The organism is Lactobacillus sp. W8172 (assembly GCF_016102055.1).
GTDB classification, from domain to species: Bacteria; Bacillota; Bacilli; order Lactobacillales; family Lactobacillaceae; genus Lactobacillus; species Lactobacillus apis_A.
This window is the reverse complement of the sequence record NZ_JACFPG010000003.1, coordinates 59747-81600: the sequence shown is the minus strand read 5'-3', so window position 1 is coordinate 81600 and position 21854 is coordinate 59747. Positions and strand designations below refer to the sequence as shown.

20 protein-coding genes are annotated in these 21854 nt (G+C 37.6%); 14 read left to right on the top strand and 6 right to left on the bottom strand.

Annotated features, from left to right (window positions below; translation table 11 throughout):
• Window positions 1-395: 395 nt before the first annotated feature.
• From H3R21_RS05160 to H3R21_RS05140, 5 genes are all read left to right on the top strand, one after another.
• The gene (locus H3R21_RS05160) at window positions 396-1706 is read left to right on the top strand and encodes a PTS sugar transporter subunit IIC (protein ID WP_198183542.1); all 1311 of its coding nucleotides are present in this window, start codon (window positions 396-398) and stop codon (window positions 1704-1706) included.
• On the top strand, window positions 1706-2596 hold the full coding sequence (locus H3R21_RS05155; RefSeq protein WP_198183540.1) for an alpha/beta hydrolase: 891 nt from the start codon (window positions 1706-1708) through the stop codon (window positions 2594-2596). Before H3R21_RS05160 ends, H3R21_RS05155 begins: the two co-directional genes overlap by 1 nt.
• Window positions 2593-5124 carry an excinuclease ABC subunit UvrA gene (locus tag H3R21_RS05150; protein ID WP_198183538.1) on the top strand — a complete coding sequence of 844 codons (2532 nt, stop codon included), beginning with the start codon at window positions 2593-2595 and terminating at the stop codon, window positions 5122-5124. The genes H3R21_RS05155 and H3R21_RS05150 overlap by 4 nt, the downstream gene beginning before the upstream one ends.
• A 207-nt stretch (window positions 5125-5331) precedes the next feature.
• A complete protein-coding gene (locus H3R21_RS05145) occupies window positions 5332-7431 on the top strand; it encodes an ATP-dependent Clp protease ATP-binding subunit (RefSeq protein ID WP_198183536.1) in 2100 nt (699 codons plus the stop codon).
• A gap of 239 nt (window positions 7432-7670) precedes the next feature.
• Window positions 7671-8693, top strand: a complete 1023-nt coding sequence (locus H3R21_RS05140; RefSeq protein WP_198183534.1) for a branched-chain amino acid aminotransferase — start codon at window positions 7671-7673, stop codon at window positions 8691-8693.
• Window positions 8694-8736: 43 nt separating this feature from the next.
• Here the strand turns inward: H3R21_RS05140 and H3R21_RS05135 are convergent, their stop codons facing one another.
• Complete coding sequence (locus H3R21_RS05135) at window positions 8737-9294, bottom strand: TetR/AcrR family transcriptional regulator (RefSeq protein ID WP_198183532.1); 558 nt, start codon at window positions 9292-9294, stop codon at window positions 8737-8739.
• 96 nt (window positions 9295-9390) lie between these two features.
• On the opposite strand from H3R21_RS05135, the gene H3R21_RS05130 reads away from it, so the two are divergent.
• From H3R21_RS05130 to H3R21_RS05115, 4 genes are all read left to right on the top strand, one after another.
• Window positions 9391-10140, top strand: coding sequence for a sulfite exporter TauE/SafE family protein (locus tag H3R21_RS05130; protein WP_198183530.1), 750 nt, complete (start codon window positions 9391-9393; stop codon window positions 10138-10140).
• A 150-nt stretch (window positions 10141-10290) separates the two neighbouring features.
• Window positions 10291-10590, top strand: coding sequence for a nucleoside triphosphate pyrophosphohydrolase (locus tag H3R21_RS05125; RefSeq protein ID WP_198183528.1), 300 nt, complete (start codon window positions 10291-10293; stop codon window positions 10588-10590).
• A gap of 185 nt (window positions 10591-10775) precedes the next feature.
• Window positions 10776-11666 (top strand): DUF3737 family protein, encoded by an 891-nt coding sequence (locus H3R21_RS05120; RefSeq protein WP_198183526.1) that lies wholly within the window; start codon window positions 10776-10778, stop codon window positions 11664-11666.
• A 2-nt stretch (window positions 11667-11668) separates the two neighbouring features.
• Window positions 11669-12844, top strand: a complete 1176-nt coding sequence (locus tag H3R21_RS05115) for a MalY/PatB family protein (protein WP_198183524.1) — start codon at window positions 11669-11671, stop codon at window positions 12842-12844.
• Window positions 12845-13026: 182 nt separating this feature from the next.
• Here the strand turns inward: H3R21_RS05115 and H3R21_RS05110 are convergent, their stop codons facing one another.
• On the bottom strand, window positions 13027-13575 hold the full coding sequence (locus H3R21_RS05110; protein ID WP_198183522.1) for a hypothetical protein: 549 nt from the start codon (window positions 13573-13575) through the stop codon (window positions 13027-13029).
• 166 nt (window positions 13576-13741) lie between these two features.
• Complete coding sequence (locus H3R21_RS05105) at window positions 13742-14107, bottom strand: DUF805 domain-containing protein (protein ID WP_198183519.1); 366 nt, start codon at window positions 14105-14107, stop codon at window positions 13742-13744.
• A gap of 166 nt (window positions 14108-14273) precedes the next feature.
• Here H3R21_RS05105 and H3R21_RS05100 point away from each other — a divergent pair, with 166 nt between their 5' ends.
• The 5 genes from H3R21_RS05100 to H3R21_RS05080 all read left to right on the top strand — a co-directional run bounded on the left by H3R21_RS05100 (window position 14274) and on the right by H3R21_RS05080 (window position 18637).
• Window positions 14274-15161, top strand: coding sequence for an SDR family oxidoreductase (locus H3R21_RS05100; RefSeq protein WP_074426203.1), 888 nt, complete (start codon window positions 14274-14276; stop codon window positions 15159-15161).
• Between the two features lie 130 nt (window positions 15162-15291).
• Window positions 15292-15777, top strand: coding sequence for a GNAT family N-acetyltransferase (locus tag H3R21_RS05095; RefSeq protein ID WP_198183517.1), 486 nt, complete (start codon window positions 15292-15294; stop codon window positions 15775-15777).
• 38 nt (window positions 15778-15815) lie between these two features.
• The gene (locus H3R21_RS05090; RefSeq protein ID WP_046307988.1) at window positions 15816-16256 is read left to right on the top strand and encodes an ASCH domain-containing protein; all 441 of its coding nucleotides are present in this window, start codon (window positions 15816-15818) and stop codon (window positions 16254-16256) included.
• 233 nt (window positions 16257-16489) lie between these two features.
• Window positions 16490-17218: a gamma-glutamyl-gamma-aminobutyrate hydrolase family protein gene (locus H3R21_RS05085; RefSeq protein WP_198183515.1), complete on the top strand. Its 729-nt coding sequence runs from the start codon at window positions 16490-16492 to the stop codon at window positions 17216-17218.
• A 15-nt stretch (window positions 17219-17233) separates the two neighbouring features.
• Entirely contained in the window at window positions 17234-18637 is a 1404-nt protein-coding gene (locus tag H3R21_RS05080) for an APC family permease (protein WP_198183513.1), read from the top strand.
• Window positions 18638-18706: 69 nt separating this feature from the next.
• On the opposite strand, the gene H3R21_RS05075 is transcribed toward H3R21_RS05080, so the two are convergent.
• The 3 genes from H3R21_RS05075 to H3R21_RS05065 form a co-directional block, all read right to left on the bottom strand.
• A complete protein-coding gene (locus H3R21_RS05075) occupies window positions 18707-19891 on the bottom strand; it encodes an MFS transporter (RefSeq protein WP_046307980.1) in 1185 nt (394 codons plus the stop codon).
• A gap of 85 nt (window positions 19892-19976) precedes the next feature.
• Complete coding sequence (locus H3R21_RS05070) at window positions 19977-20846, bottom strand: helix-turn-helix domain-containing protein (RefSeq protein WP_198183511.1); 870 nt, start codon at window positions 20844-20846, stop codon at window positions 19977-19979.
• Between the two features lie 65 nt (window positions 20847-20911).
• Window positions 20912-21811: an alpha/beta hydrolase gene (locus tag H3R21_RS05065; RefSeq protein WP_109716054.1), complete on the bottom strand. Its 900-nt coding sequence runs from the start codon at window positions 21809-21811 to the stop codon at window positions 20912-20914.
• Window positions 21812-21854: the final 43 nt, after the last annotated feature.

Here is a 21854-nt window from a genome sequence, read left to right as displayed (position 1 = left end):
ATAGATATTAATTAGAATCTGTTTAAATCGTCAAGATTAAACAATTTTCCCGCATATTCTGAACTGATATCATCAGAATCTTTTAGTGCTTCCTTGAATTTGATTGGAATTTAAATGATCAATGAGATAAGCCTTTAAAGCAGCGTTGGTCAGGTCATCTAAGTCAGTTCCGGTAATCTGAAGATACTTTTCTGCCAGTTTTTCTACTTTTCCATTTAATTCAATTTTTTCCTACTCATTTTTCCACCTTCTAGTAATCGTTTCTATTATAACATTTTCGCTAGGTTACAAGACGGCAAATTAATCATTTGCTGCCACACTTAAAAAATTGAAGCCCTTAGACAATTGGAGTAATATTTTAATTCAAAGAGATACAACAAAGTAGGACTTGCTCAATGATTAACTTATCTACTAAAACTATATTAAAAATCAGGCAATTGTCATTTTTCCGCGCCGCGCAAAGAACTCTAGTGATGTTAATGCCAATTGCTGTGATTGGAACATATTTTAATCTTTTTAATGATTTGATTTTCTCACCAGATGGCCTAATTTATAATATCTTTGGCCTAGATAAGATTATGACAGATCATTTTTGGTATGCAGGCTCGTTTGTTTGTCGTGGCATGATTGAAGTTACCTTTGGCGTTTTTGGTATTTACGCCAGCTTTTTTATGGCGCGATACACAGCGCGAATCTACCACAAAGATTCCACAATGTCGGGAATCGCTGCGGTTTTAATTATGCTTTTTTGCTCATATGCAACAAGCAATAGTCGGCCAAGACATGGCTCTTTTACAGGTGGTTTTTTACAAATAAATGCACTTTTTATTGCATTGCTTGTTGGATTTGGTGTAGGGCAAATTTTTCATTTATTCGGTAAAAATTATCAGCAAGTGGAAAATGAGGATACGAAGTGGTTGCGGCGCCGCGTTTGGAACGCTACCTTGCCATTTATGATATCTCTTGCTTTTGGAATTTTGCTCGGGATTGCTCGCTATGAGCTACAAATAAAGGTGCTTGATACGGCAAGCTTTAGTGAATTAGTTGGTCGAATGCAAACAACTAATAATTTGGCAGAAGTTTTGTTTTTGTCGGCAATAACGACACTCTTGAACTGGATGGGAATCGGCTATCCACTTCACGCACTTTCCGGTACGACGAGCAATGCATATACAGCCGAAAACTTGACCTATGCTTTTCAGAACGGTAGCTCTTGGAATGTGCCTTACAAATTTCTAGGTAGTTCTCTAATCAAAACATATGGCACGATGGGCGGTGCCAGTGTGATTTTAGCTATTATAGTTATTTTGCTTATGCGGCGCATGCAAGAAAACAACCAAACCAATGTTGCCATTGCAAAAATCAATTTGTTACCGGTAGCGTTTGGCTCAAGCTTGGGTTTTTCGGCAGGCTTACCGGTAATTCTTAATCCGCTCTTTGTTCTACCTAGTGTCATTATTCCGTTGGTTAATATGGCATTGGCCGGATTAGCGATTAGTTTACACATGATTCCAGTGTGTGTTTATCCAATATTGAAAGGAACACCTGGAGTGCTACTTTCCTTTTTTGGCACTAATGGCAATTGGGGGACTTTATGGTTTACTATTGCGCTTTTTGTACTTGATGTTTGTATCATGTGGTCGATTATGAAAATTAATGAACAGGTTGAGGAAATGTTAAAAGCTGGGAAAGGAAGACAGTTCTAATGCAGGTACGAAAGAACCCTAATTTTAAATGGCTGCTGATGCTAGTAGCGTTGTTAGTAGCGATTGCCATTCCCAGTTATTATTGGATGGAAAAGGAGAATAATGCGCACGCAGAGCGTAGTCGCTCGCTGCTTTCACCAGTCATCATGGTACCTGGCTCGAGTGCCACAACTGAGCGCTTTAATGAACTAATTGATCAGCTGAACAAAACGACAATGAATGAGCATAGCGTTCTTAAAGTTACTGTTTCACGTGAAGCAAATTTATCGTATAGTGGTTCGATTAATAAAAATGATCAGGAACCGATAATCATTATTGGCTTTGCCAATAATAAAGACGGTTATGCCAATATCAAAAAACAGGCTTTTTGGCTAGACGTTGCCTTTACGTCTTTGATGCAAAATTATAAATTTAATAACTTTAAGGCGTTTGGGCATTCAAATGGTGGTCTTATTTGGACATACTGGTTAGAACACTACTATGCGCAGTATTCTGATGATGTAAGGATTAAGCGGTTGATGACGTTGGGAACACCTTACAATTTTACCGAAAATAACATCAATAATCGTACACAGATGCTAGCCGATTTTATTAAAAACCGTACAGCACTTCCAGAAAACTTGAAAGTCTACTCGTTATCTGGTGGTAAAAGTTATGAATCAGATGGAATTGTGCCAGAAACTAGTGTTGCCGCAGGTAAGTTTATTTTTCAAAAACAGGTCAAATCTTACACGGCAATGACGGTCACTGGCGAAAAGGCAGACCACTCGGATTTACCACAAAATAAACAGGTAATACAAGCCATTCGGGAGTACTTGCTAAAAAAGCCTGATCGACCTGGGAGACCAGAAAAAGATTTAAAGCCAAGAAGAAGGAGAAGTAATCGATGAAATATCATGAACAGCCAACTAAGATTGAAGTTATCGGTGGCAAAGTTAATAACTTAAAGAATATTAATGTTGATATCCCACTACATAAATTCGTGGCAATCTCAGGCTTGAGCGGTTCAGGGAAATCGAGTCTCGCAATGGGGATTCTTTATTCAGAGGGGGCACGACGTTATCTCGATTCACTTGCAGCTTATACTAAAAGGCGGATTAGTCAGGTCGGTAGGGCACAGGTTGATGAAGTACGGCATATTCCTTCTGCCCTTGCTTTGCGCCAGCGTCCAACTGTTCCTGGTGTTCGGTCAACCGTGGGCACAGTAACAGAGGTTTTTAACGTCCTACGTTTGATTTTTTCACGCTTGGGCTCACCTGTATGTCCTAATGGGCATAGATTAGCGCCAACCATTAAAATTGCTGAAGCGATGGACTTAACTGGAGAGGCAATGGGACGTGTTACTTGTCCAACCTGCGGTGTTCAGTTTTATGCTTTTAGTGCTGAAGACTTTGCTTTTAACTCAGATGGTGCATGTCAAAAGTGTCAGGGGTTAGGAAACGTTGAACAAATTGACGATGATAAGATTATTGCAGATGAAAATCTATCATTGGAAAATGGCGCAGTTGCCACATGGCAAATCCCCGGAAGAAATTGGATGTGGCGCATTGCCCGTGAACTAGGTGTTCGGACAGATGTTCCATATAAAGAATTGTCCGAGGATGAAAAAGAAATTGTTTTACACGGTGAGGAACGGAAAATACCAGTTGATATTCCAACTTCGACCGGGCGAGTTTATCACCTTGACGCACTTTATGAAAATGCCTATAACGCTGTCGCAAATTCACGCAAAACGACTAAGTCTGAACGCGGTTTAGAAAGAATCAACTCTTTTTATCGTTTCAAACCTTGTCCACGCTGTCACGGCTATCGGATTGATCCAAGTCGCTGGAATCAGTTGGTGGCAGGGAAGAACATTATCGAGGCCGAACAACTTACGCTAGGTGAACTAGCAGACTATTTAAAGAAAATTATGGCATGGCTTCCAGCAGACATGCATGATTTAGCTGAAAACTTAACTGGTGAACTGATGCATCAGGTTAAACCATTACTAAAATTGGGTCTAGACTACTTAAGTTTAGATCGTCAAGCTAATAGCTTATCTACTGGTGAATTGCAACGGATTCAGCTTGGTCGGACCTTGAGGACAGAGACGACGGGAGTGCTCTATGTTTTGGACGAGCCATCTGTCGGACTGCATCCAGATAATGTTGCTGGCTTAATTGAGGTCTTCCATGAGCTCGTCAACCAAGGTAATTCGCTTGTTGTTGTTGACCATGAAACTTCTATTATTGAGGCAGCTGATTGGATAATTGAAATTGGTCCTGGTTCGGGTTCAGAAGGTGGTCAAATAATTGCGCAAGGAACCCCGAAAGAAATTGAGCAAACTAATGCTTCATTAATAGGGCAATATTTAACTGGGGATGCACCGTTATATGTAAGAAAAAGTGCTAAACCTGATGCTCTTTTTAAAGATGGCACAATTGCTTTAACTGTTAATAAGTGCTTCAACTTGAAAGATGTCCATGCTGAGATACCAGTTGGACGCCTTACTTCTGTTACAGGTTTTTCCGGTGCTGGAAAAACGACTTTGATTCTAGGCTCACTTTTACCAGCTCTAAAGGCTGAAAAAGAAGGTAGTGCTAAGCCTGAGTGGGTGACTAGTCTTACAAGCAATGGCATCAAAAATGTAATCAGTGTCGACTCGTCACCCGTTGGTAAAAATCAACGTTCCACGGTAGCAACATACACAGACATTATGGATAACTTACGTAAGTTATTTGCCCAGCAGCCGCTCGCTAAAAAGTTGAAATATCGTGCCTCCCATTTTTCATATAATAATAAAGAAGGAGCATGTCCGGCATGTGGTGGAACTGGGGTAATTTCGCTTGATATTCAGTATTTACCGGACATGGTGGAAACATGTTCTGTATGTGGTGGCCACCGTTTTAATCAGGATGTTTTAAGGGTTAAATGGCATGATTTAAGTATTGCGGACGTGCTGGATTATTCAGTTGATGATGCATTGAAGGAAAATCTTTTTGGGGATGAACTAAAAATTGCTAAGACGATTGAAACTCTGCATGATATGGGGTTAGGTTACCTTCACTTAGGAGAATCAACGCCAGCATTATCAGGTGGAGAAGCACAACGATTGAAATTAACCAGCCATATTCACCGCCAACAAAAGGGCAGCCTCTTTGTTTTCGATGAGCCAACCGTGGGCTTGCACCCAAGTGACGTTAGAACGTTGCTGCAGGTTTTTCAAAAATTGTTAGATCAGCATGCAACAATCATTACAATTACACATGACCTCGATATTATGGCCAATAGTGATTATATGATTGACATGGGTCCGCGTGGCGGATTGAACGGTGGAAAAATAATTGCCTGTGGGACACCTGTGGATATTTCACACCAGAAAGATAGTTTAACGGCAAAATATTTGCGTGAGCACATAAATTTATATCAAAAATAACCCAAAATCTAGGCCTTGTAGCAGTCGTAAACGCGATTACTGCAAGGTTTTTTGCTACAAAATAAATTTCACAAATAAAATGTGGAAAAGTTTTGTAAAAAGGTTGCATTCTGTGGATAACCTGCTAGAATATTATATGTAAGCGATTAGCAGTCGAAGGTGTCGAGTGCTAATTACAAATTTTATCCTATAAAGGGGTGCATATTTATGGCATATTTTGACAACGAATTTGATAATTTATTTAACGAACTTAACAACTCTTTCTTTAACGATGATAATAATGGCTCTATCCCAGTTCACTATTCAAGCATGAACATTTCTCCACAAGGAATTAATCAGAGCGAACAAATGCCTGGTCAACCAAAAAAGGAGAAACCAATTGGTGTTGACTTGGTTGAACAAGCTAAAAACAATAAATATGATCCGGTAATCGGTCGTGATGAGCAAATCCAAGAAGTAATAGAAATTTTGAGTAGACGTAAGAAGAACAATCCAGTTTTGGTAGGTCCTGCGGGAGTTGGTAAAACTGCAATTGTTGAAGGTCTAGCTCAAAAGATTGCTCAAGGTGATGTTCCTGACAAGATGAAGGACAAGCACATTATTGCAATAAATATTAATGACATGGTTGCAGGTTCAAGTCTACGTGGTAGTTTTGAAGAGCGCCTGAAGAAAGTCATTGACGAAGCAAAGAAGAATCCTAACATCATCTTGTTTATTGATGAAATTCATAACATTGTTGGTGCTGGTTCAACAGATTCTGAAACCAATAGTGGTGATGCCGCAAACATTTTGAAACCTGCTTTGGCAAGTGGCGACTTAAACTTAATCGGTGCAACTACAACAGGGGAATACCGTAGAATTGAAAATGATGCTGCTCTAGCACGTCGTTTCCAACCAGTCCAAGTTCCAGAACCTTCAACTGATGTAACTGTTAAAATTCTGGAAGGGTTAAAGAAGAAATACGAAGACTATCACCACGTTAAATATAGTGACAGTGCTTTGCGTTTAGCAGTTGAATTGTCACAACGGTATATTCAGGGACGCTATTTACCTGATAAAGCAATCGATTTAATGGATGAAGCTGGTGCTAAAAAAGGTCTCGACAGCGTTCCAAGTGATGAAGCCACTCTGAAAAAGAGAATTAGCAGCCTTGAAAGAGAAAAAGCAGAAGCAGCTAAAAATGAAGACTATGCAAAGGCAAGCGACTTGAAGAAGAGAATTGAAAAACTTCAAGAACAGGCCGAGCATATTGATGAAACTGCAACACCAAAGGTAACTGATCAAGATATCTACGCTTTAATTGAAGCTAAGACCAAGATTCCAATGAGCGAATTACATGCTAACGAAAGTCAAAAGAATCTCAACTTAGCAGAAAAATTGAAGAAAGCTGTTATTGATCAGGACAACGCTGTTGATGTTATTACTGATGCAATTGCTCGTAAGCAGGTTTTCAAAGATAATAATCGTCCTACTGGTTCGTTCTTGCTAACTGGACCAACTGGTGTGGGCAAGACAGAATTGGCTAAACAACTTGCTATTCAATTATTTGGTGGTGAAGATCATCTAATTCGGCTCGATATGTCAGAATATCAAGATCAAATGGCAGTTAACAAGTTAATTGGTTCTGCACCTGGCTACGTTGGTTACGGTGAAGGCGGTCAATTAACTGAAAAAGTTCGCCACCAGCCATACAGCTTAATTCTGTTCGATGAAATAGAGAAAGCTAACCCACAAGTCTTCAACGCATTATTGCAGATTATGGATGATGGACGTTTAACAGATGCTCAAGGCAGAACTGTTTCCTTCAAAGACACAATTCTCATCATGACCTCAAACGCTGGTTACTCTGACAACTTGTTAAAAGATGGTAAAGTGGACCACGATAAGATGATTAAGGCCCTAGAAGCATACTTCAGACCAGAATTTTTGAACAGATTAGACGCAATTGTGCCATTTAATTCATTGACTGAAGCCGACATGACTGAGATTATCGACATTTACCTAAAGAAGATGTCACATGTTTTGGCAAAGAAAGATGTCAAAGTTGAAGTTTCTGATGATGCTAAAGCTTACTTTGCTGAAAAAGGCTATGACAAGAAATTTGGTGCACGTCCTCTTCGTCGAGTAGTTGAACAGGACATGGAGACGCCAATTGCTAAATTATTGTTAAAAGAACCTGATACCAAAGAAGTTAAATTTACTGCTGATGATAAGCATGTTTATCTCAATGGTGAAGTAATTTTAGATATTGAGCTAAAAGCTGATTCAAATGATGAGCAAACTGAAGCTGAAGAAACAAAAGAATAATCGTTGCTTAAAAGGCATTCCGAAAGGAATGGCTTTTTTGCTTTATAAACTTTTTTACGAGTAAATAAGGTGGTGTTTCACGTGTGACATTTTTGACGGAGAGACTCTTAGAATTAATCTTTGGAAAGCTGTTGACAGTAGTAAAATTATGGTTTACATTAGTTAACAATTAAATAATAATTAAAAGTTAAAAAGAGATTTTTAACTGAAGTTTTTAAGGAAAAAGTAGGAGCATTGCTATGAAACAAAAAGTAGAAGACCTTGACTGGAAAAATTTAGGCTTTGTTTATCGCGATTTACCATATCGTTATGAAGCTAAATATAAAGACGGCGAGTGGCAAGAGGGAAAATTGATTGAAGATTCTACTCTTGTTCTTTCCGAGGGTGCAGAAATTTTGCACTACGGTCAAGAAATTTTTGAAGGACTAAAAGCTTATCGTAGAAAAGACGGTAAGATTAACTTGTTTCGTCCTGATCAAAATGCGCATCGATTTGCGTTATCTGCTGAGCGTTTGGCAATGCCACCATTTCCAGAAGATCGCTTTGTTGAAGCGGTTAAGCAAGTAGTTTTGGCAAACAAGGAGTATGTGCCACCTTATGATAGTGGCGCAACACTTTATTTACGTCCCTTTATGATTGGGACATCCAATGTTTTGGGTGTTCAGGCAGCCAATGAATATACCTTCCGCATTTTTGCTGTTCCGGTTGGCGCTTATATTAAGGGGCTTAACCCAGCAGATTATATTGTTAGTGAATATGACCGTGCTGCTTATGCTGGTACGGGTCAAGCAAAGACCTCTGGTAACTATGCCAGCAGTTTGCTGCCATCAGTTGAAGCTCATAAAAATGGCTTTGCGGATTGTTTATACCTTGACCCACGAGAGCACAAATATGTTGATGAATTTGGTGGCGCTAATTTTTACGGTATTACCCAAGAAGGTCAATTTGTTACACCAAAATCTAAATCAATCTTGATCTCAATTACCAAGAGGTCACTGCTGGAACTAGCTAAAAAGCAGGGCTTAAATCCAGTGGAAAGACAAATCACTTTAGAAGAAGCATTTAACATGAAAGAAGCTGGAGCTATGGGCACTGCGGCAGTTATTTCACCAGTGGGTTCGATCACTTATGAAGGTAAAAAACATGTCATTTACAGTGAAACAGAAACAGGTCCAGTGACAACTAAACTCTATAATGAGCTAGTTGACATTCAATATGGAAAGCAAGAAGGTCCAGAGGGCTGGGTCCAAACAATTGATTAATTAAAATAGAAAAGGTGCCGAGATATAAAATCTCGGCACCTTTTTAATTGGCAATGTTCTTTAGAACCTGTTCTAACATTTTTGGAAAACTCTTATCAGCAGGTAGTGATTTATCCGCAAACCAACCAGTTCCAACATTTACAATATCGCCGATAGTTAAATCACGAAGATAGCGACTAGCAAGCAACTGCTGCTTTGGTTCTGAATATTCAGTAGCCAATAGTTGATTTATCAAAGAGCGTAGTTGCTCAAAGGCTGCAGTTACTTCGGGATAAGCATTAGACCGAGGCATTTTTAGAGCTAGCTGAGTTAGTTTGAAATGCTTAAGTGCAAGTGAGCGGAACTCTGTAGCCAAAGCGATAATACCCTTGATTCCTGTTTGCCCAAAGATTTTTTGTTGAAGTTGCTGACTTACTTGGTTGATAGCCCAAGCAACGACACAATAGCTTAATTCTTGTTGATTAGAGAAATAACTATAAAGTGCTTGTGAGCGTGTACCTAATTGTTGGGCAATTAGCGAAAAACTTAGTTCACTACCTGATTCGATTAAAGAAACACTAGTTTCAATGATTTTTTGTTTGGATAAAATTTGACGTGGCATTATTAACCTCGAATAGACTTAACTGTTACAATATGTAAACTATAATTACATATTGTAAATATAGTTTAGTGTTTAATATTTAAGAAGGCAAATATAATGAAAATTTTTCTATTATTGCTAATCGGTTTGGTGATAGGCACTCTTGTTATCCTGTTTGGTGGCGGTGGTGCTGCAATCTATTTAGGAATATTAACAGGCTTATTTGGCTTAAAGGCTGCAAGTGCTTCTGCAACTTCATTAATGACCGCTTTACCTTCATTAATTATTGGCGCATGGAGCTATTATCGTCAAGGAAAAATTAATACTAAAATTGGTAATCAAATGTTATTGGCAGCAATTCCTGCCGTAATAGTTGGTGCACTCTTATCAAAGTATATTCCAGCTAATTTGTACAAATGGCTGATAGGTGTGGTTTTAATTTTACTAGGCATCAACATGCTTATTCAAAAGAAAAATAAGGCTTCGGATTCAATGCATAAGCAAAGCCATGCCAGATTGCAGGCAAGCTTATTCGGAATTTTTGGTGGACTAATGGTCGGTGTTGCAGGAATGAGCGGAGGAGCTGTAATTATTGCTGGACTGTTTTTGCTTGGCTTAAAGGACTTTCAGGCAACAGCTACTTCAACCTATGTTTTAGTATTTATGACCGCTACAGGTGCACTGTTCCACATTGCAGGAGGGCAAGTGGATTGGGCAGCCGGACTACCGTTAATGATTGGTGCATTAGTAGGAGCAATTATTGCCCCCAAATTGGCACAACTACTGGCAAAAACAAAGATCACAAAGTATATGAAGCCAACTACTGGAGTGTTATTAATATTGTTAGGTGCTAAGTCTTTACTATAAAAGCGCAAAATAAAAATTGCTAATGGTGGGGTTACTTAGCAAAAATATTTCCTGGGAAATAGCTAATTTTTGTTAGCACTTTTTTTAAAAGTAATATAATAGGGTTAGATTAATGAAACTAAGAATGATTTATTTTGAAAAGAGTGCAAAATGAAAAAATTAGTTAGAGATAAGATACCGGAATTTGCCACAGAGGCTACATATCGAGAGCTGCCTAAAGAAGAAATTGAACTAGCCCTTAAAAATAAGTTGATTGAAGAGACGCAGGAAGTTGTTGAAGCTAAGACAGAAGACAATCTGATTGAAGAATTAGGTGATGTCTATGAAGTCTTAACAGCATATTTGAAATTTAAAGGCGTCAGTCAGGAAGAATTTTTAAAACTAATTGCAACAAAGCGTGATTATAAAGGTGGCTTTACTAAGTTCTTAGAAATGACGACTGAGGATTAAGTATTGAAAAAGTGGACTTTAGAGATGACATAATTTCTGAGGCCCACTTTTTATATACGCGTATTAGCAAAATAACTAATAGTAATTAAGTAAGCTTAATAATAGGTATTTTTAATTTCATACTTTTTGTTAAATAATTGAGTGTATAAAAGATATAGATATTGTGATTTAGAGAAAGAAAATAAATGAAAAGTATTAAAAATCATTTTTTTGAAGGCGAACGGCCCCTTTTTGGACTTAATGATGCAGAATTAGACGGAGTCACTTTTGGTCAAGGGGAGTCTCCACTCAAAGAAGCAAACAATATTAAAGTGAAAGATTCAGTTTTTAAATGGAAGTATCCACTCTGGTACGATCAAAATGTTGAGGTGGAAGATTCTGTCTTTGAAACGATGGCTCGCAGTGGCATTTGGTACACAAAAAACATTTCTATTAAGAACTCTTCTTTACAAGCTCCTAAATTATTTAGACGTGCACAAAAAATTACGTTGGACAATGTTCATTTTGCTAATGCGGAAGAGACTATGTGGTCCTGTGAAGATCTTAAAATTACTAATAGTCAAATTAGCGGCGATTATTTTGGCAAAGACAGCAAAAACATTTACTTAGATCATGTCAGTATAATTGGCAATTACGCTTTTGATGGTGCAGAAAACATTGAAGTATATAATTCAACTTTTGTTGCTAAAGACGCTTTTTGGAACTGTAAAAATGTAAAAGTTTATGATTCAACTATTGATGGAGAGTACTTAGCATGGAACAGCGAGAATATTGAGTTTATTAACTGCAAAATCATTAGCAGTCAGGGTCTTAATTATATTAAAAATTTAAAGTTAAGAGATACTCAGCTACTACATACAGATTTAGCTTTTGAATATGTTTCAAATATAGATGCTGAAGTGACTTCGAAAATTGATAGTGTTAAAAACCCAATTTCTGGAAAAATTTCTGCTCCTGTAATCGGCGAATTAATTATGGATAAGTCAAAAATAGATCCCGATGATACAAAGATAGATTGTGATAAGATTGAATTGAACACAAATCAGTCAGATCGAAATCAGGAACCAAAGGATTAATAATGAAAGCTAATTACGATTTTGTTAATGTGCCAGATAGAAGAAAAACAGACTCTGTTAAGTGGGACGTTGCATCAAATGAACTACCAATGTCAATTGCTGACATGGATTTTAAAACAGCACCAGAAATTATTGATGCAATGAAGAAGAAAATTGAATTAGGTGTATTCGGTTATGAATGGCCTAAAGATGATTATTTTAATGCTGTGGCCAATTGGTATGCAGAAGAGCACGGACACCGTCCACAACAAGACTGGATGATTTTCACTACTGGTGTAGTGCCAGCAATTTCATCGATTGTTCGGCGAGTTTCACATATCGGTGATAACGTTTTAGTTCAAGCACCCGTTTATAATATTTTTTACAATTCAATTGAAAATAATGGGCGACATGTTTTGTCCAGTGACTTGGAATTTGATGATGAAAACTATGAAATTAACTGGGAAGACCTTGAACACAAATTAGCTTTACCACTTACCACTTTAATGATTTTTTGTAATCCTCATAATCCAGTTGGTAAAGTATGGAGCCAAAAAGAAGTTCAGAAGATTGCAGACTTATGTTTTAAACATCACGTAGTGCTCCTATCTGATGAAATTCATGGTGACTTGGTACGCAAGGGACCAGGGTATACGCCTGCTTTTTCGGTTGAGGGTGCTTCACGTGACGGTGTTATTTCGCTAGTCTCACCAAGTAAGCCCTTTAATGTTGCAGCTTTACATGCGGCAACTGTAGTGGTGCCAAATGACAACTTACGTGAGACTGTTAATCGTGGTCTGAACAGTGAAGAACTTGCAGAGCCTAATTTACTGGCTATTCCAGGGACAATTGCTGCATATGAGCATGGTCATGATTGGTTACAAGCATTACTGAAGCAAATAAACACTAATTTTGCTTATACTGAGAAATTTATTAGTGAAAATATTCCAGAAATTAAGGTGGTATCAGGTAATGCAACATATTTAATTTGGCTTGATGTGCGTCAAATTACTTCGAATTCGCAAAAGCTAGCAGAATACTTAGATAAGGAAACAGGACTAGTTTTATCGCCAGGAAGTATTTATCGTGGCAATGGTAATGATTTTCTACGCATGAATCTCGCTTATCCTTTAGCCATGGTTAAAGATGGTTTAGGGAGACTAAAAGAGGGAATAGTGAATTATTCTAACGAAGCATAAAAAGGCGACTATAGTGTTGGCTGTAGTCGTCTTTTTGGTAGGTCTTAATATATTCTCGGGAGTACAACAAGTCTTTTAGTGTGATTAAAAGCTTTTGAAAAACATGTTGTTTCATGTGAAACACGGAATCACTGTTAAATATCGAATTGCTAATAAGACTGAATAATCTAGTATTAGTTTTTTTACTTATTGTGTGAAAATGCTTGAGCAAGCTGAATGGCAGATGTAACGTAATCTAACACAGTAGTTACTGCTAACGCTATGCTCTTAAAGTTGACGGAATCTTCCAAAACTAGTGGCACCTTAACACCTAACGCAATAAACAAAACAATTATCAATAATTTGGTTGGGTCAATCTTACTGTTATTGCCAGCAAATCGATCTAATAAAGTATGAATTTTTTGAGTTGCTTGAGGTGAAAGCTGCATTTTACTAGCAAGTAGCTTTAAAAAAGTTGGATCTTTAAATATTGGAATTAATCTTTTACTGGATACTTGACCAAGCTTCTTTAGCTGGATTGCAATTTTTTCATTATGTTTAGCACAGAATTGTAAAAAGCTTTGAACCTGCTCAAGTCCAGAAAGGTTCCATGAATACTTAGTAGAACGCAAAGTATGCCAAAACTGCGAAAGTTGATCAGTCGATTGATCAAACAGTTTAAACAATTGCTGTGTTGTTTTTGTCTGCAATAAATTTTGTGACCAGTTTACTAGTTGAGTTTTTAGATGCATAAAAATCGCTTCCTTTTTCTAATTATAGCAAGGGAAGAAGGTGGAATGGATTTATATGCTTTGGTAAAAGTGCTTGAAGAATAACTAGTAAGCAAAGAAAAAGTGCAGTAATGTGTTAAAAGCAGTTCTGCACTTTTTATCTCGTCATTGCAAAATGAAATGCTAATTATTCATAGTTATTAGCTTTTGAAGGTAGAAGCATTAAGATGACAAACCATAGTTGACCGATGAAAGGAAGGATATTAATCAAAATCCACCAACCGGAGTGGTTAGAGTCGTGTAAACGTCTGAAGCGTAGTGAAAGTGTGGCTAGCCAGACAATAAATGAAATGATTAGAGAACCAGTTTTGGCACTCCAGTCACCCCAAGTATAGATATCTTCAATGGAGTGGCCCAAAATCTGTTGTACCACTGCCATCAAAATAAACCCTAAAATATAGTTAATAATAACTGGAATCCAATATTCGCCGCGACTAGCAACGCCAGAAAAGTTAAAAATGTTACTCCAGAATTTTTTGTAAGCTTTAATCATTAAGCTCAGCCTCCTTGATTACAGTACTTTACACCATCATTGTAAAACCAAACCAATCTCCGTAGCAAAGAATATGATTTGTTTATACTTTATAAGCATATGTTTTGTTTTAAAAAATGAATCGCTGTAAATTGAAGGTGGATTCTAAAGAAGGGAGATCTTTACAATGGACAATAGTTTATCTGATCCGCTAAAACGTTATCACACTGGTGATTTTTCTAAACAATCACAGGAATATCCAGGTGTACAAAGCAAAATGGATCCAGTACCTGCTGGTGACATGGCTGATTACGAAGGACATGGCCTACTTGAAGGACGCCACGCCATTGTCACTGGTGGTGACTCGGGAATTGGTCGTGCTGTTGCAATTGGCTTTGCTAAAGAAGGAGCCGATGTCGCAATCCAGTATTTGCCTGAAGAAGAAGCAGATGCCAAGGAAGTGGCAGAACTAATTGAAAAAGCGGGCCAAAAGGCAGTTCTTTTACCAGCTGACTTCCGTAAGCGAGGTGAAGCAGAGCAAGTAGTTCAAAAAGCTGTCGATGAATTCGGTAGCTTAGAGCTATTGGTGATGAATTCCGCAATTCAACAGCATGTCTCAAGTTTGGATGAATTGACGATGGATCAAGTCCATGACACTTTTGAAGTTAATATTATTTCAATGTTTGAAATGGCTAAAGCTGCAGTGCCTCATATGAAACCGGGCAGTGTAATCTTAACTTCTACCTCTGTACAGGGCTTTAGTCCAACACCTATTTTACTTGACTATGCCTCTACAAAGGCTGCGATTGCTAACTTTTCAATTAACTTGGCGCAAGAGTTAGCGCCAAAAGGAATTCGCGTTAATAGTGTAGCTCCTGGTCCAATTTGGACACCGTTACAAACATGTGGCGGTCAACCAACAGATGCGCTTTCAACTTTTGGTCAGGAAGAGCCTTTGAAGCGTGCAGGTCAACCCGATGAAGTAGCCCATGTTTACATTTTCCTAGCTTCTAATTTGGCTAGTTATGTTACAGGTCAAGTTTACGGCGTAACCGGTGGACAACCAATTAATTAAAAATATAGCTAAAAACGTTTCTACATAGCTTAGTGCTTATGTAGAAACGTTTTTGTGTTGTTTGCTTTTTGAATTACCTTTGGTATATTGGGTAATAATATAATGTAATAAGTTAATAAGGAAAACTCAAATGACAAACAATATTTTTAAAAAAATTGACCAATTATCGCAGGCTAATGCAGAAATAATTGCCAATGATTGGCATTACGATGGTGAATATTCTTTTTATGATATGGAAAATGATCAAGAAGATTATGACGAAATAATGTCTCAAGAATTAAGAAGCGATCACTATTATCAGGTTTTAGACGGTGACAATAAATTAGTTGCATTCTTTTGTTTGGAACCAGATGATCAAGATTCAATGAAAGCTGAGATAGGACTTGGTTTGGCGCCATCTTTAACAGGTCATGGTTTAGGAAAAGAGTTTATAAAGGTTATTGAGGACTATGTGAAGCAAAACTTTGCTTTTAAAACTTATATTTTGTCCGTTGCGGAATTTAATAAGCGTGCAATTAAGGTTTATCAAAAAGCTGGTTATCAAGAAACTGGTTCGGAAAACGTTCATAGCAACGGTGGTATTTACAAATTTATTATTATGACTAAAAGCGTTTAGCTTTTCTCAATTTATTTAGCTAAAAAGAGAGTATGATAATGGAGAAAAAAGTAGAACAATTTTGGCGTACCTTTTGCAAGAAGCATAACTTGGGAGAGGATACTAAAGTAGATGCGTGGGCATTTGGAGCAAGTAAGGAAGAAGCGAATGAATTAGCAGACTTAGTAAAAAGAGGTATTAAGACTGCAACAACTGCAGCATTTTTTCCAGAAAATGAGATGCCAAGTGTTGGCGACTGGAATATTATCCTTGATTGGAATGGTAATCCCGTTTGCGTGATTCAGGACAAGGTAGTTGAAGTTATTCCATACAATCAGATATCTGCAGAGCATGCATATCATGAAGGTGAAGGAGATCGTAGCTACCAGTATTGGCGTGAAGTTCATGATCAATTTTTTGAAGCGGAATTTGCAGAAAGTGGACAGAAGTTTTATCCTCAGGCACCAATGATCTGTGAGGTCTTTGAAAAAGTTGATTAAATTATAGCAAGCTTTAATTAATGTACTGCAATTCAGCTGTTTTTACACACCACTAGTCGATTAGACCAGTGGTTTTTGTTTTAAATAAAACTACATTATTTCCTAGGGAATAATATCCCCAAAGAAATCGTTACGAACTATTAAAGTAATATATCAATCAAATAACAACATAGTTCAGCCTTGTGCATGTATAATATATTAAAAGTAGGTTGATTTTTGATTGGGGGAAAAAGATGAGTAAACCAATTATCGGCATTGCTGGTTCAGAAATAAGAGATGCAGAAGGGCCATTTTATGGATATAGACGTAGTTACGTTAATGAGGACTATGTTGATTCTGTCGTTCAAAATGGTGGGATTCCTTACATTATCCCCTTTACTGCAAATGATGAGGTTGCTATAGGCCAAATAGAACATGTTCAAGGACTTATTTTATCTGGTGGACATGACATTGATCCACATTTATATGGTGAAGAACTGCAACCAAAGATAGGTGAAATTTGGCCAGCACGTGACCATTTTGACATGCTATTGTTAAAAATTGCGGAAGAAAAAGGTCTCCCAATTCTTGGGGTTTGCCGTGGTGCTCAACTAATTAACGTTGCTCATGGTGGAAACTTATATCAAGATATGGGTTATCGCAAAGAAAAAACTTTAAAGCATAATCAAGGCCATACACCTGATTTACCAACGCATGGCGTTAAGCTTAAAGAAGGCAGTTTACTTGCACGGACAATAGGTAAAACTGAGTTCTTAGTTAATTCGTTCCATCATCAGTTGATTAAAGATGTTGCACCAGATTTGCGCGAAGTTGCGACTGCAACTGATGGTGTCCCAGAGGGCTTAGAAAACGATCAGGGCAATATTTTGGCAGTTCAGTGGCACCCTGAGATGCTGCATAAAAATCCTAACACGCCTTATATGAATAATCTATTTAAATTTGTTGTTGAAAATGCTAAGTAAGAAAGGCTAACTATCGTGAATACAAGTAAGGATACAGAACGAGCAAATGACAAACTAGGCTTCTGGTCAATTGTTCTTTTAGCAATCAATTCTATTATTGGCTCAGGCATTTTCTTAACACCGGGAAGCGTAGTCAGCCAAGCTGGTAGTAAATCTCTAGTTGTTTATTTAATTGCTGCAATTTTTGCCGCAATTCTGGCGATTTCTTTTTCAGCAGCGGCTAAATATGTGACAAAATCAGGTGCTTCGTATGCCTATTCCAAGGCTGCTTTTGGTGATAACGTTGGCTTTTATGTCGGCATCTTGCGTTACTTTTCTGCCAGCGTGGCGTGGGGCGTAATGGCTGTTGGTGTAATTAAGTCAACCATTTCGATTTTTGGCGGCAATCCCGATAGCGTTATGAACGTTACAATTGGGTTTCTAGTTTTGATGCTGCTAATAACAATTATTAACTTGTTTGGACAAAAATTTGTTAAGTTTGTAATGAATATTGCTACTGCAGGTAAGTTATTCGCCTTGGTTTTAATTATTGTTGCTGGGGTTGTTCTATTACTTACAACAGGAGCTTCACATAATTTGGCGATGGTTGATCAAATTACGCAGAATGGCCATAAGATTGTTCCTACATTGACAACTACAGGTTTTGTAATGGCCATTGTGTCTGCTTTTTATGCTTTTACAGGCTTTGAATCTGTACCTTCAGGTTCAGATGATATGCAAGAGCCCGAAAAAAATCTACCAAGAGCAATACCATTAGCAATTTTTGTTATTGCTGCAATTTATATAGGGGTTGTTGCAGTTGGACTTGTTCTCAATCCAAAAGCTTTGATGACAACTAAGCAGGTTGTGGCAATTAGTGCAATTTTTGACAATGAGATCTTACGGGACGTGATTTTAGTTGGTGCTTTGGTATCGATGCTTGGCATTAATGTTGCCTCCAGCTTCAATGCGCCGCGAATTTTAGAGGCAATGGCACGTGAAAAGCAGCTGCCGTCATCATTAACTAAGAGAACGAAAAACAATTTTCCAATTAGGACATTCTTTATTTCTGAAGCGTTAGCGATTTTGGTACCACTGGCATTCCAATATAATATGGTTAACCTAATTACATTAAGTGCAATGGTTAGATTCTTAGGCTTTATTATTGTGCCACTAGCAGTCATTTGCTTCTATTTTGGCAAAAATAAAGAGCAGGTTTTACCAGCACCCAAAAATGTTTGGACTGATATCGTAATCCCAATATTATCAATTATTGTCGTTATCTTTTTATTAGTTAAATATAACTGGCAAGCACAATTTGGCATTATTAAAAATGGTCAAGTGGTTGGTGTTAACTGGTATGCGATTTTGATGATGGTCTTTGGCTTTATCATCTTGCCACTTTTGATGTTTTTATTCACAAAGAAAAAGAGAAAATAGTTTTATCAACAATTTTAAAGAACATAAAAAAAGCAGTTCTAGTAACGGAACTGCTTTTTATTTATTTAATTAATTATGCTTTTTCTTTAATTGGAAGTAATGAACAATGCTGTAGCAGAACAGAACTGCCATACCAATTCCAGCCATTGTCATGTCAGAACGAGGAGTTCCACCGCCAAAAGTTGTACCTAACCAGTTAACAATTGTTGGTGAAGCGGCACAACCAATATTAACTAGGATTAAGGTAATGGTTGTTGCGAAGTTAACGGAGTTCTTTGGAGCTGCTTCATCAAGCCAGTTAAAGATATAAGGTACGGACAAACCGAAGCCAGCACCTAAAACAATAACGGCTACAACTAACATTGGTAGGTTAACTGCGTAAGCAATTGCCAATAAACCAGCAACTTGTAAGAATAAACCAATTGGTAAAATTAAATCCTTTAATTTCTTCTTTAAAAGACCGTAGCACATTCCAACAGGAATACCGATTAAAGTAACTACACTTGAAACAAAGGCAATTTGACTAACACTAGCAAGTTTTTGGCTTGTAGCAAGTTGTGGTAACTTGAATGACATTGGCATAAAGAAGACATACATAAAGAACATGATAATTGCTATTTCAATTACAGCACCATTAATCTTGTTTTCTTCTTTAGTAGCAGGTTGTGCTTCTGTATCGACTGTTTGTGATTGACTAGGTAATTTAACTACGAAGCCAAATAGCAATAGAATTGGCAAAGCAGCCAAGTAAATTGCAAAAGTGGCATGCCAGCCGTTAACTGCTAATAAGCCAACACAGAATGAAAAGATTGCTGCACCGACACTACCCATTGAGTTTTGGAAACCAAGCATTGATGATAGTTCATCGCCTTGGTAAAACTTCGATAATAAACTAACGGCTAATGAGTTGAATAAACCAATACCAGCTCCCAATAAGAAACGAGAGATTAAAATTGTTGTGTATCCCGTTGCATACATTGGGTATGTTCCAGCTAACAGCGCAATTACTAACCCAGTGATAACAGTATTTTTAGTACCGATTAGCTTAATTAAAAATGGACTTATGATTAGTCCGATAACTATTCCGATGTTTGGAATTGTACTTAATGTTTCAACAGCAGCCCGTGAAACGCCAGGAAATGACGAGTACATTAGGGGCAATACTGAGGAAATTTGCGGCGCAATCATCAATAATAAGGATATTGATAATAAGGCGACTTTGAACAACCCAGATTTTGGATTAACTTTTTTCATGTTAAGTTCCTCTATTCTCTAACTTTTATTGTATTCGCTAATATTATACTTGCTTTTCGATTGCTAAATAGCGCTTTCAGTCACCTTAATCTGGCGCTGAGGAACCTTCGCGTATTTGTCTGCTGGTTTGACCGTAATTGTTAACCATTGCACGGTTAAGCGATCTAACACCACTGAAACCATTATTCATGGCAACTGCAGTAAAGGTATTTGTGGTCGTAGTAAGTTCTTGGTAAGCTTTTTGTGCACGATAATTTTTGATGTATTCGCCTAGAGTACACCCCATATTTTCGCGAAAAATTCGTTGGAGATATTGACGTGCCAAATGACAAGAATCCGCGATTTCTTGAAGAGAAAAGGGTTCTTGATAGTGCCCTTGGATATAGTCAAGCGCGTTACGCAAATGTCCAGTGATGACTAAATTGTGTGACAACTGGCTGTTATTTTTACGAGGTTTCAAAAAGTACTTAAGTAGTGTTTCAAGAACTTGATAGCTAAGGATAGTTAACTCAATATTTTTAAAATCACTCTCTTTACCTAGCTTAATATCAGTAATTTGCGTAAGAAGATCTTGTAAATAGTGATATTGAGCTACTTGCTGAAGTGATAACTTGCTTAGTGAACCAAGTTCAAAAAAATATTGATCAATTTTAGGAAACACTTGTAAGACCAGTGGATAGGGAAAGAGAAGCGTCAACATTAAATCGTCCTTAGTGTGGATACGATTACGTACACTATGCACAATCTGAGTATTAACAATTAAAATCTCTCCAGGATGTGTTTGATGATCGACACCGCCAATTATAAAATGGTCAATTTGTCCCCGAATGGTAAAACTCAATTCAATGCTTTGATGCCAGTGAGCCGGCACCTCGGAATCATTGCGATGGTGGTGGATTTTAATGTGTAACGGTAATTCATCTAGTTGAATTAGCTCGTGTTTGTCGCCTGCCATAAGTTCCTCCTAGAAAAAAAGGTTGAACTATTTAGTTCAACCTTTATTTTACAATGAACCGAGCACTAATTGATGTACTTACGGAAAAAGTTAAGTTCATCCAAATTACATTGCTTAGCTAAATCATCTTTTTGATTAACGTTAAAGACGTGTCCACGACGATTATCTGGATCACCATAAAAATGAATTTCGTGGTAAATGCCTTTGGCGTGTAAGTAACCAGAAAGCATGTATGCATTGTCACGTAAGAAATCATCTGTACAAGTCATTAAGAAAAGTGGTGGCAAATCTGTAGTTAAAAACTGTTCAGCGTTTAATTGATCATGCTCTGTTAAACGAATTTCTGGACGGAAATATGCTTCTGGTGCGCCCACAATTGAACTAATTTTTTCAGTTAAGAAATATGCACCGCAATTTAATGCTGCAGCCTTAATTGTTAGGTCAGGAACAGAGTAACCAAAGTATTTACGATAGTCAGCGTTAGTATAAGCAGCTAAAATTTGCTCACCCATTTGACCACCGGCACTGTCCCCAACGATAAAGACATTGTCTAAGTCTAATTGATATTTAGCTGCGTTAGTTGGATCTGCTACCCAATGGAAGACGCGGTTGACGTCATCTAATTCACCTGGATAAACAACATCTGGTGCTAGGCGATAATTTGCATTTACTACTGCAAAACCCTCTTTAGCAAGTGCCATGCAGTAAAATTGATAGGTTTCTTTTGTACCGTATACCCAGCCACCGCCGTGAATGTTAACAATTACTGGTAGTTTAGCGTCTGTGCGCTTGCTTGGTAAATAGACATCAAGTAATTGATATTTAGGATCTTTACCATAAGCAATGTCATCAAAGCGCTCTACTTCAGGGATGCTGGTAGGTAAGCCTTCATCACGCTTATCATCACCATCTTTAAAAGCTTTGCGCATCTCGTCGACTAATTTTTGATAATTTACTTCTGCCATTTTAATGACTCCTTTTTGTGAAATCGCTTTATTAAAAACATTG

Excerpts from the sequence above, each read along its gene's own strand:
- H3R21_RS05110 (WP_198183522.1), bottom strand. The coding sequence starts at position 13,575 with ATGCATCTAAAAACTCAACTAGTAAACTGGTCACAAAATTTATTGCAG.
- H3R21_RS05140 (WP_198183534.1), top strand. The coding sequence starts at position 7,671 with ATGAAACAAAAAGTAGAAGACCTTGACTGGAAAAATTTAGGCTTTGTT.
- H3R21_RS05075 (WP_046307980.1), bottom strand. The coding sequence starts at position 19,891 with ATGAAAAAAGTTAATCCAAAATCTGGGTTGTTCAAAGTCGCCTTATTA.
- H3R21_RS05130 (WP_198183530.1), top strand. The coding sequence starts at position 9,391 with ATGAAAATTTTTCTATTATTGCTAATCGGTTTGGTGATAGGCACTCTT.
- H3R21_RS05150 (WP_198183538.1), top strand. The coding sequence starts at position 2,593 with ATGAAATATCATGAACAGCCAACTAAGATTGAAGTTATCGGTGGCAAA.
- H3R21_RS05120 (WP_198183526.1), top strand. The coding sequence starts at position 10,776 with ATGAAAAGTATTAAAAATCATTTTTTTGAAGGCGAACGGCCCCTTTTT.
- H3R21_RS05155 (WP_198183540.1), top strand. The coding sequence starts at position 1,706 with ATGCAGGTACGAAAGAACCCTAATTTTAAATGGCTGCTGATGCTAGTA.
- H3R21_RS05115 (WP_198183524.1), top strand. The coding sequence starts at position 11,669 with ATGAAAGCTAATTACGATTTTGTTAATGTGCCAGATAGAAGAAAAACA.
- H3R21_RS05145 (WP_198183536.1), top strand. The coding sequence starts at position 5,332 with ATGGCATATTTTGACAACGAATTTGATAATTTATTTAACGAACTTAAC.
- H3R21_RS05160 (WP_198183542.1), top strand. The coding sequence starts at position 396 with ATGATTAACTTATCTACTAAAACTATATTAAAAATCAGGCAATTGTCA.
- H3R21_RS05065 (WP_109716054.1), bottom strand. The coding sequence starts at position 21,811 with ATGGCAGAAGTAAATTATCAAAAATTAGTCGACGAGATGCGCAAAGCT.
- H3R21_RS05135 (WP_198183532.1), bottom strand. The coding sequence starts at position 9,294 with ATGCCACGTCAAATTTTATCCAAACAAAAAATCATTGAAACTAGTGTT.
- H3R21_RS05070 (WP_198183511.1), bottom strand. The coding sequence starts at position 20,846 with ATGGCAGGCGACAAACACGAGCTAATTCAACTAGATGAATTACCGTTA.
- H3R21_RS05125 (WP_198183528.1), top strand. The coding sequence starts at position 10,291 with ATGAAAAAATTAGTTAGAGATAAGATACCGGAATTTGCCACAGAGGCT.
- H3R21_RS05095 (WP_198183517.1), top strand. The coding sequence starts at position 15,292 with ATGACAAACAATATTTTTAAAAAAATTGACCAATTATCGCAGGCTAAT.
- H3R21_RS05085 (WP_198183515.1), top strand. The coding sequence starts at position 16,490 with ATGAGTAAACCAATTATCGGCATTGCTGGTTCAGAAATAAGAGATGCA.
- H3R21_RS05090 (WP_046307988.1), top strand. The coding sequence starts at position 15,816 with ATGGAGAAAAAAGTAGAACAATTTTGGCGTACCTTTTGCAAGAAGCAT.
- H3R21_RS05105 (WP_198183519.1), bottom strand. The coding sequence starts at position 14,107 with ATGATTAAAGCTTACAAAAAATTCTGGAGTAACATTTTTAACTTTTCT.
- H3R21_RS05100 (WP_074426203.1), top strand. The coding sequence starts at position 14,274 with ATGGACAATAGTTTATCTGATCCGCTAAAACGTTATCACACTGGTGAT.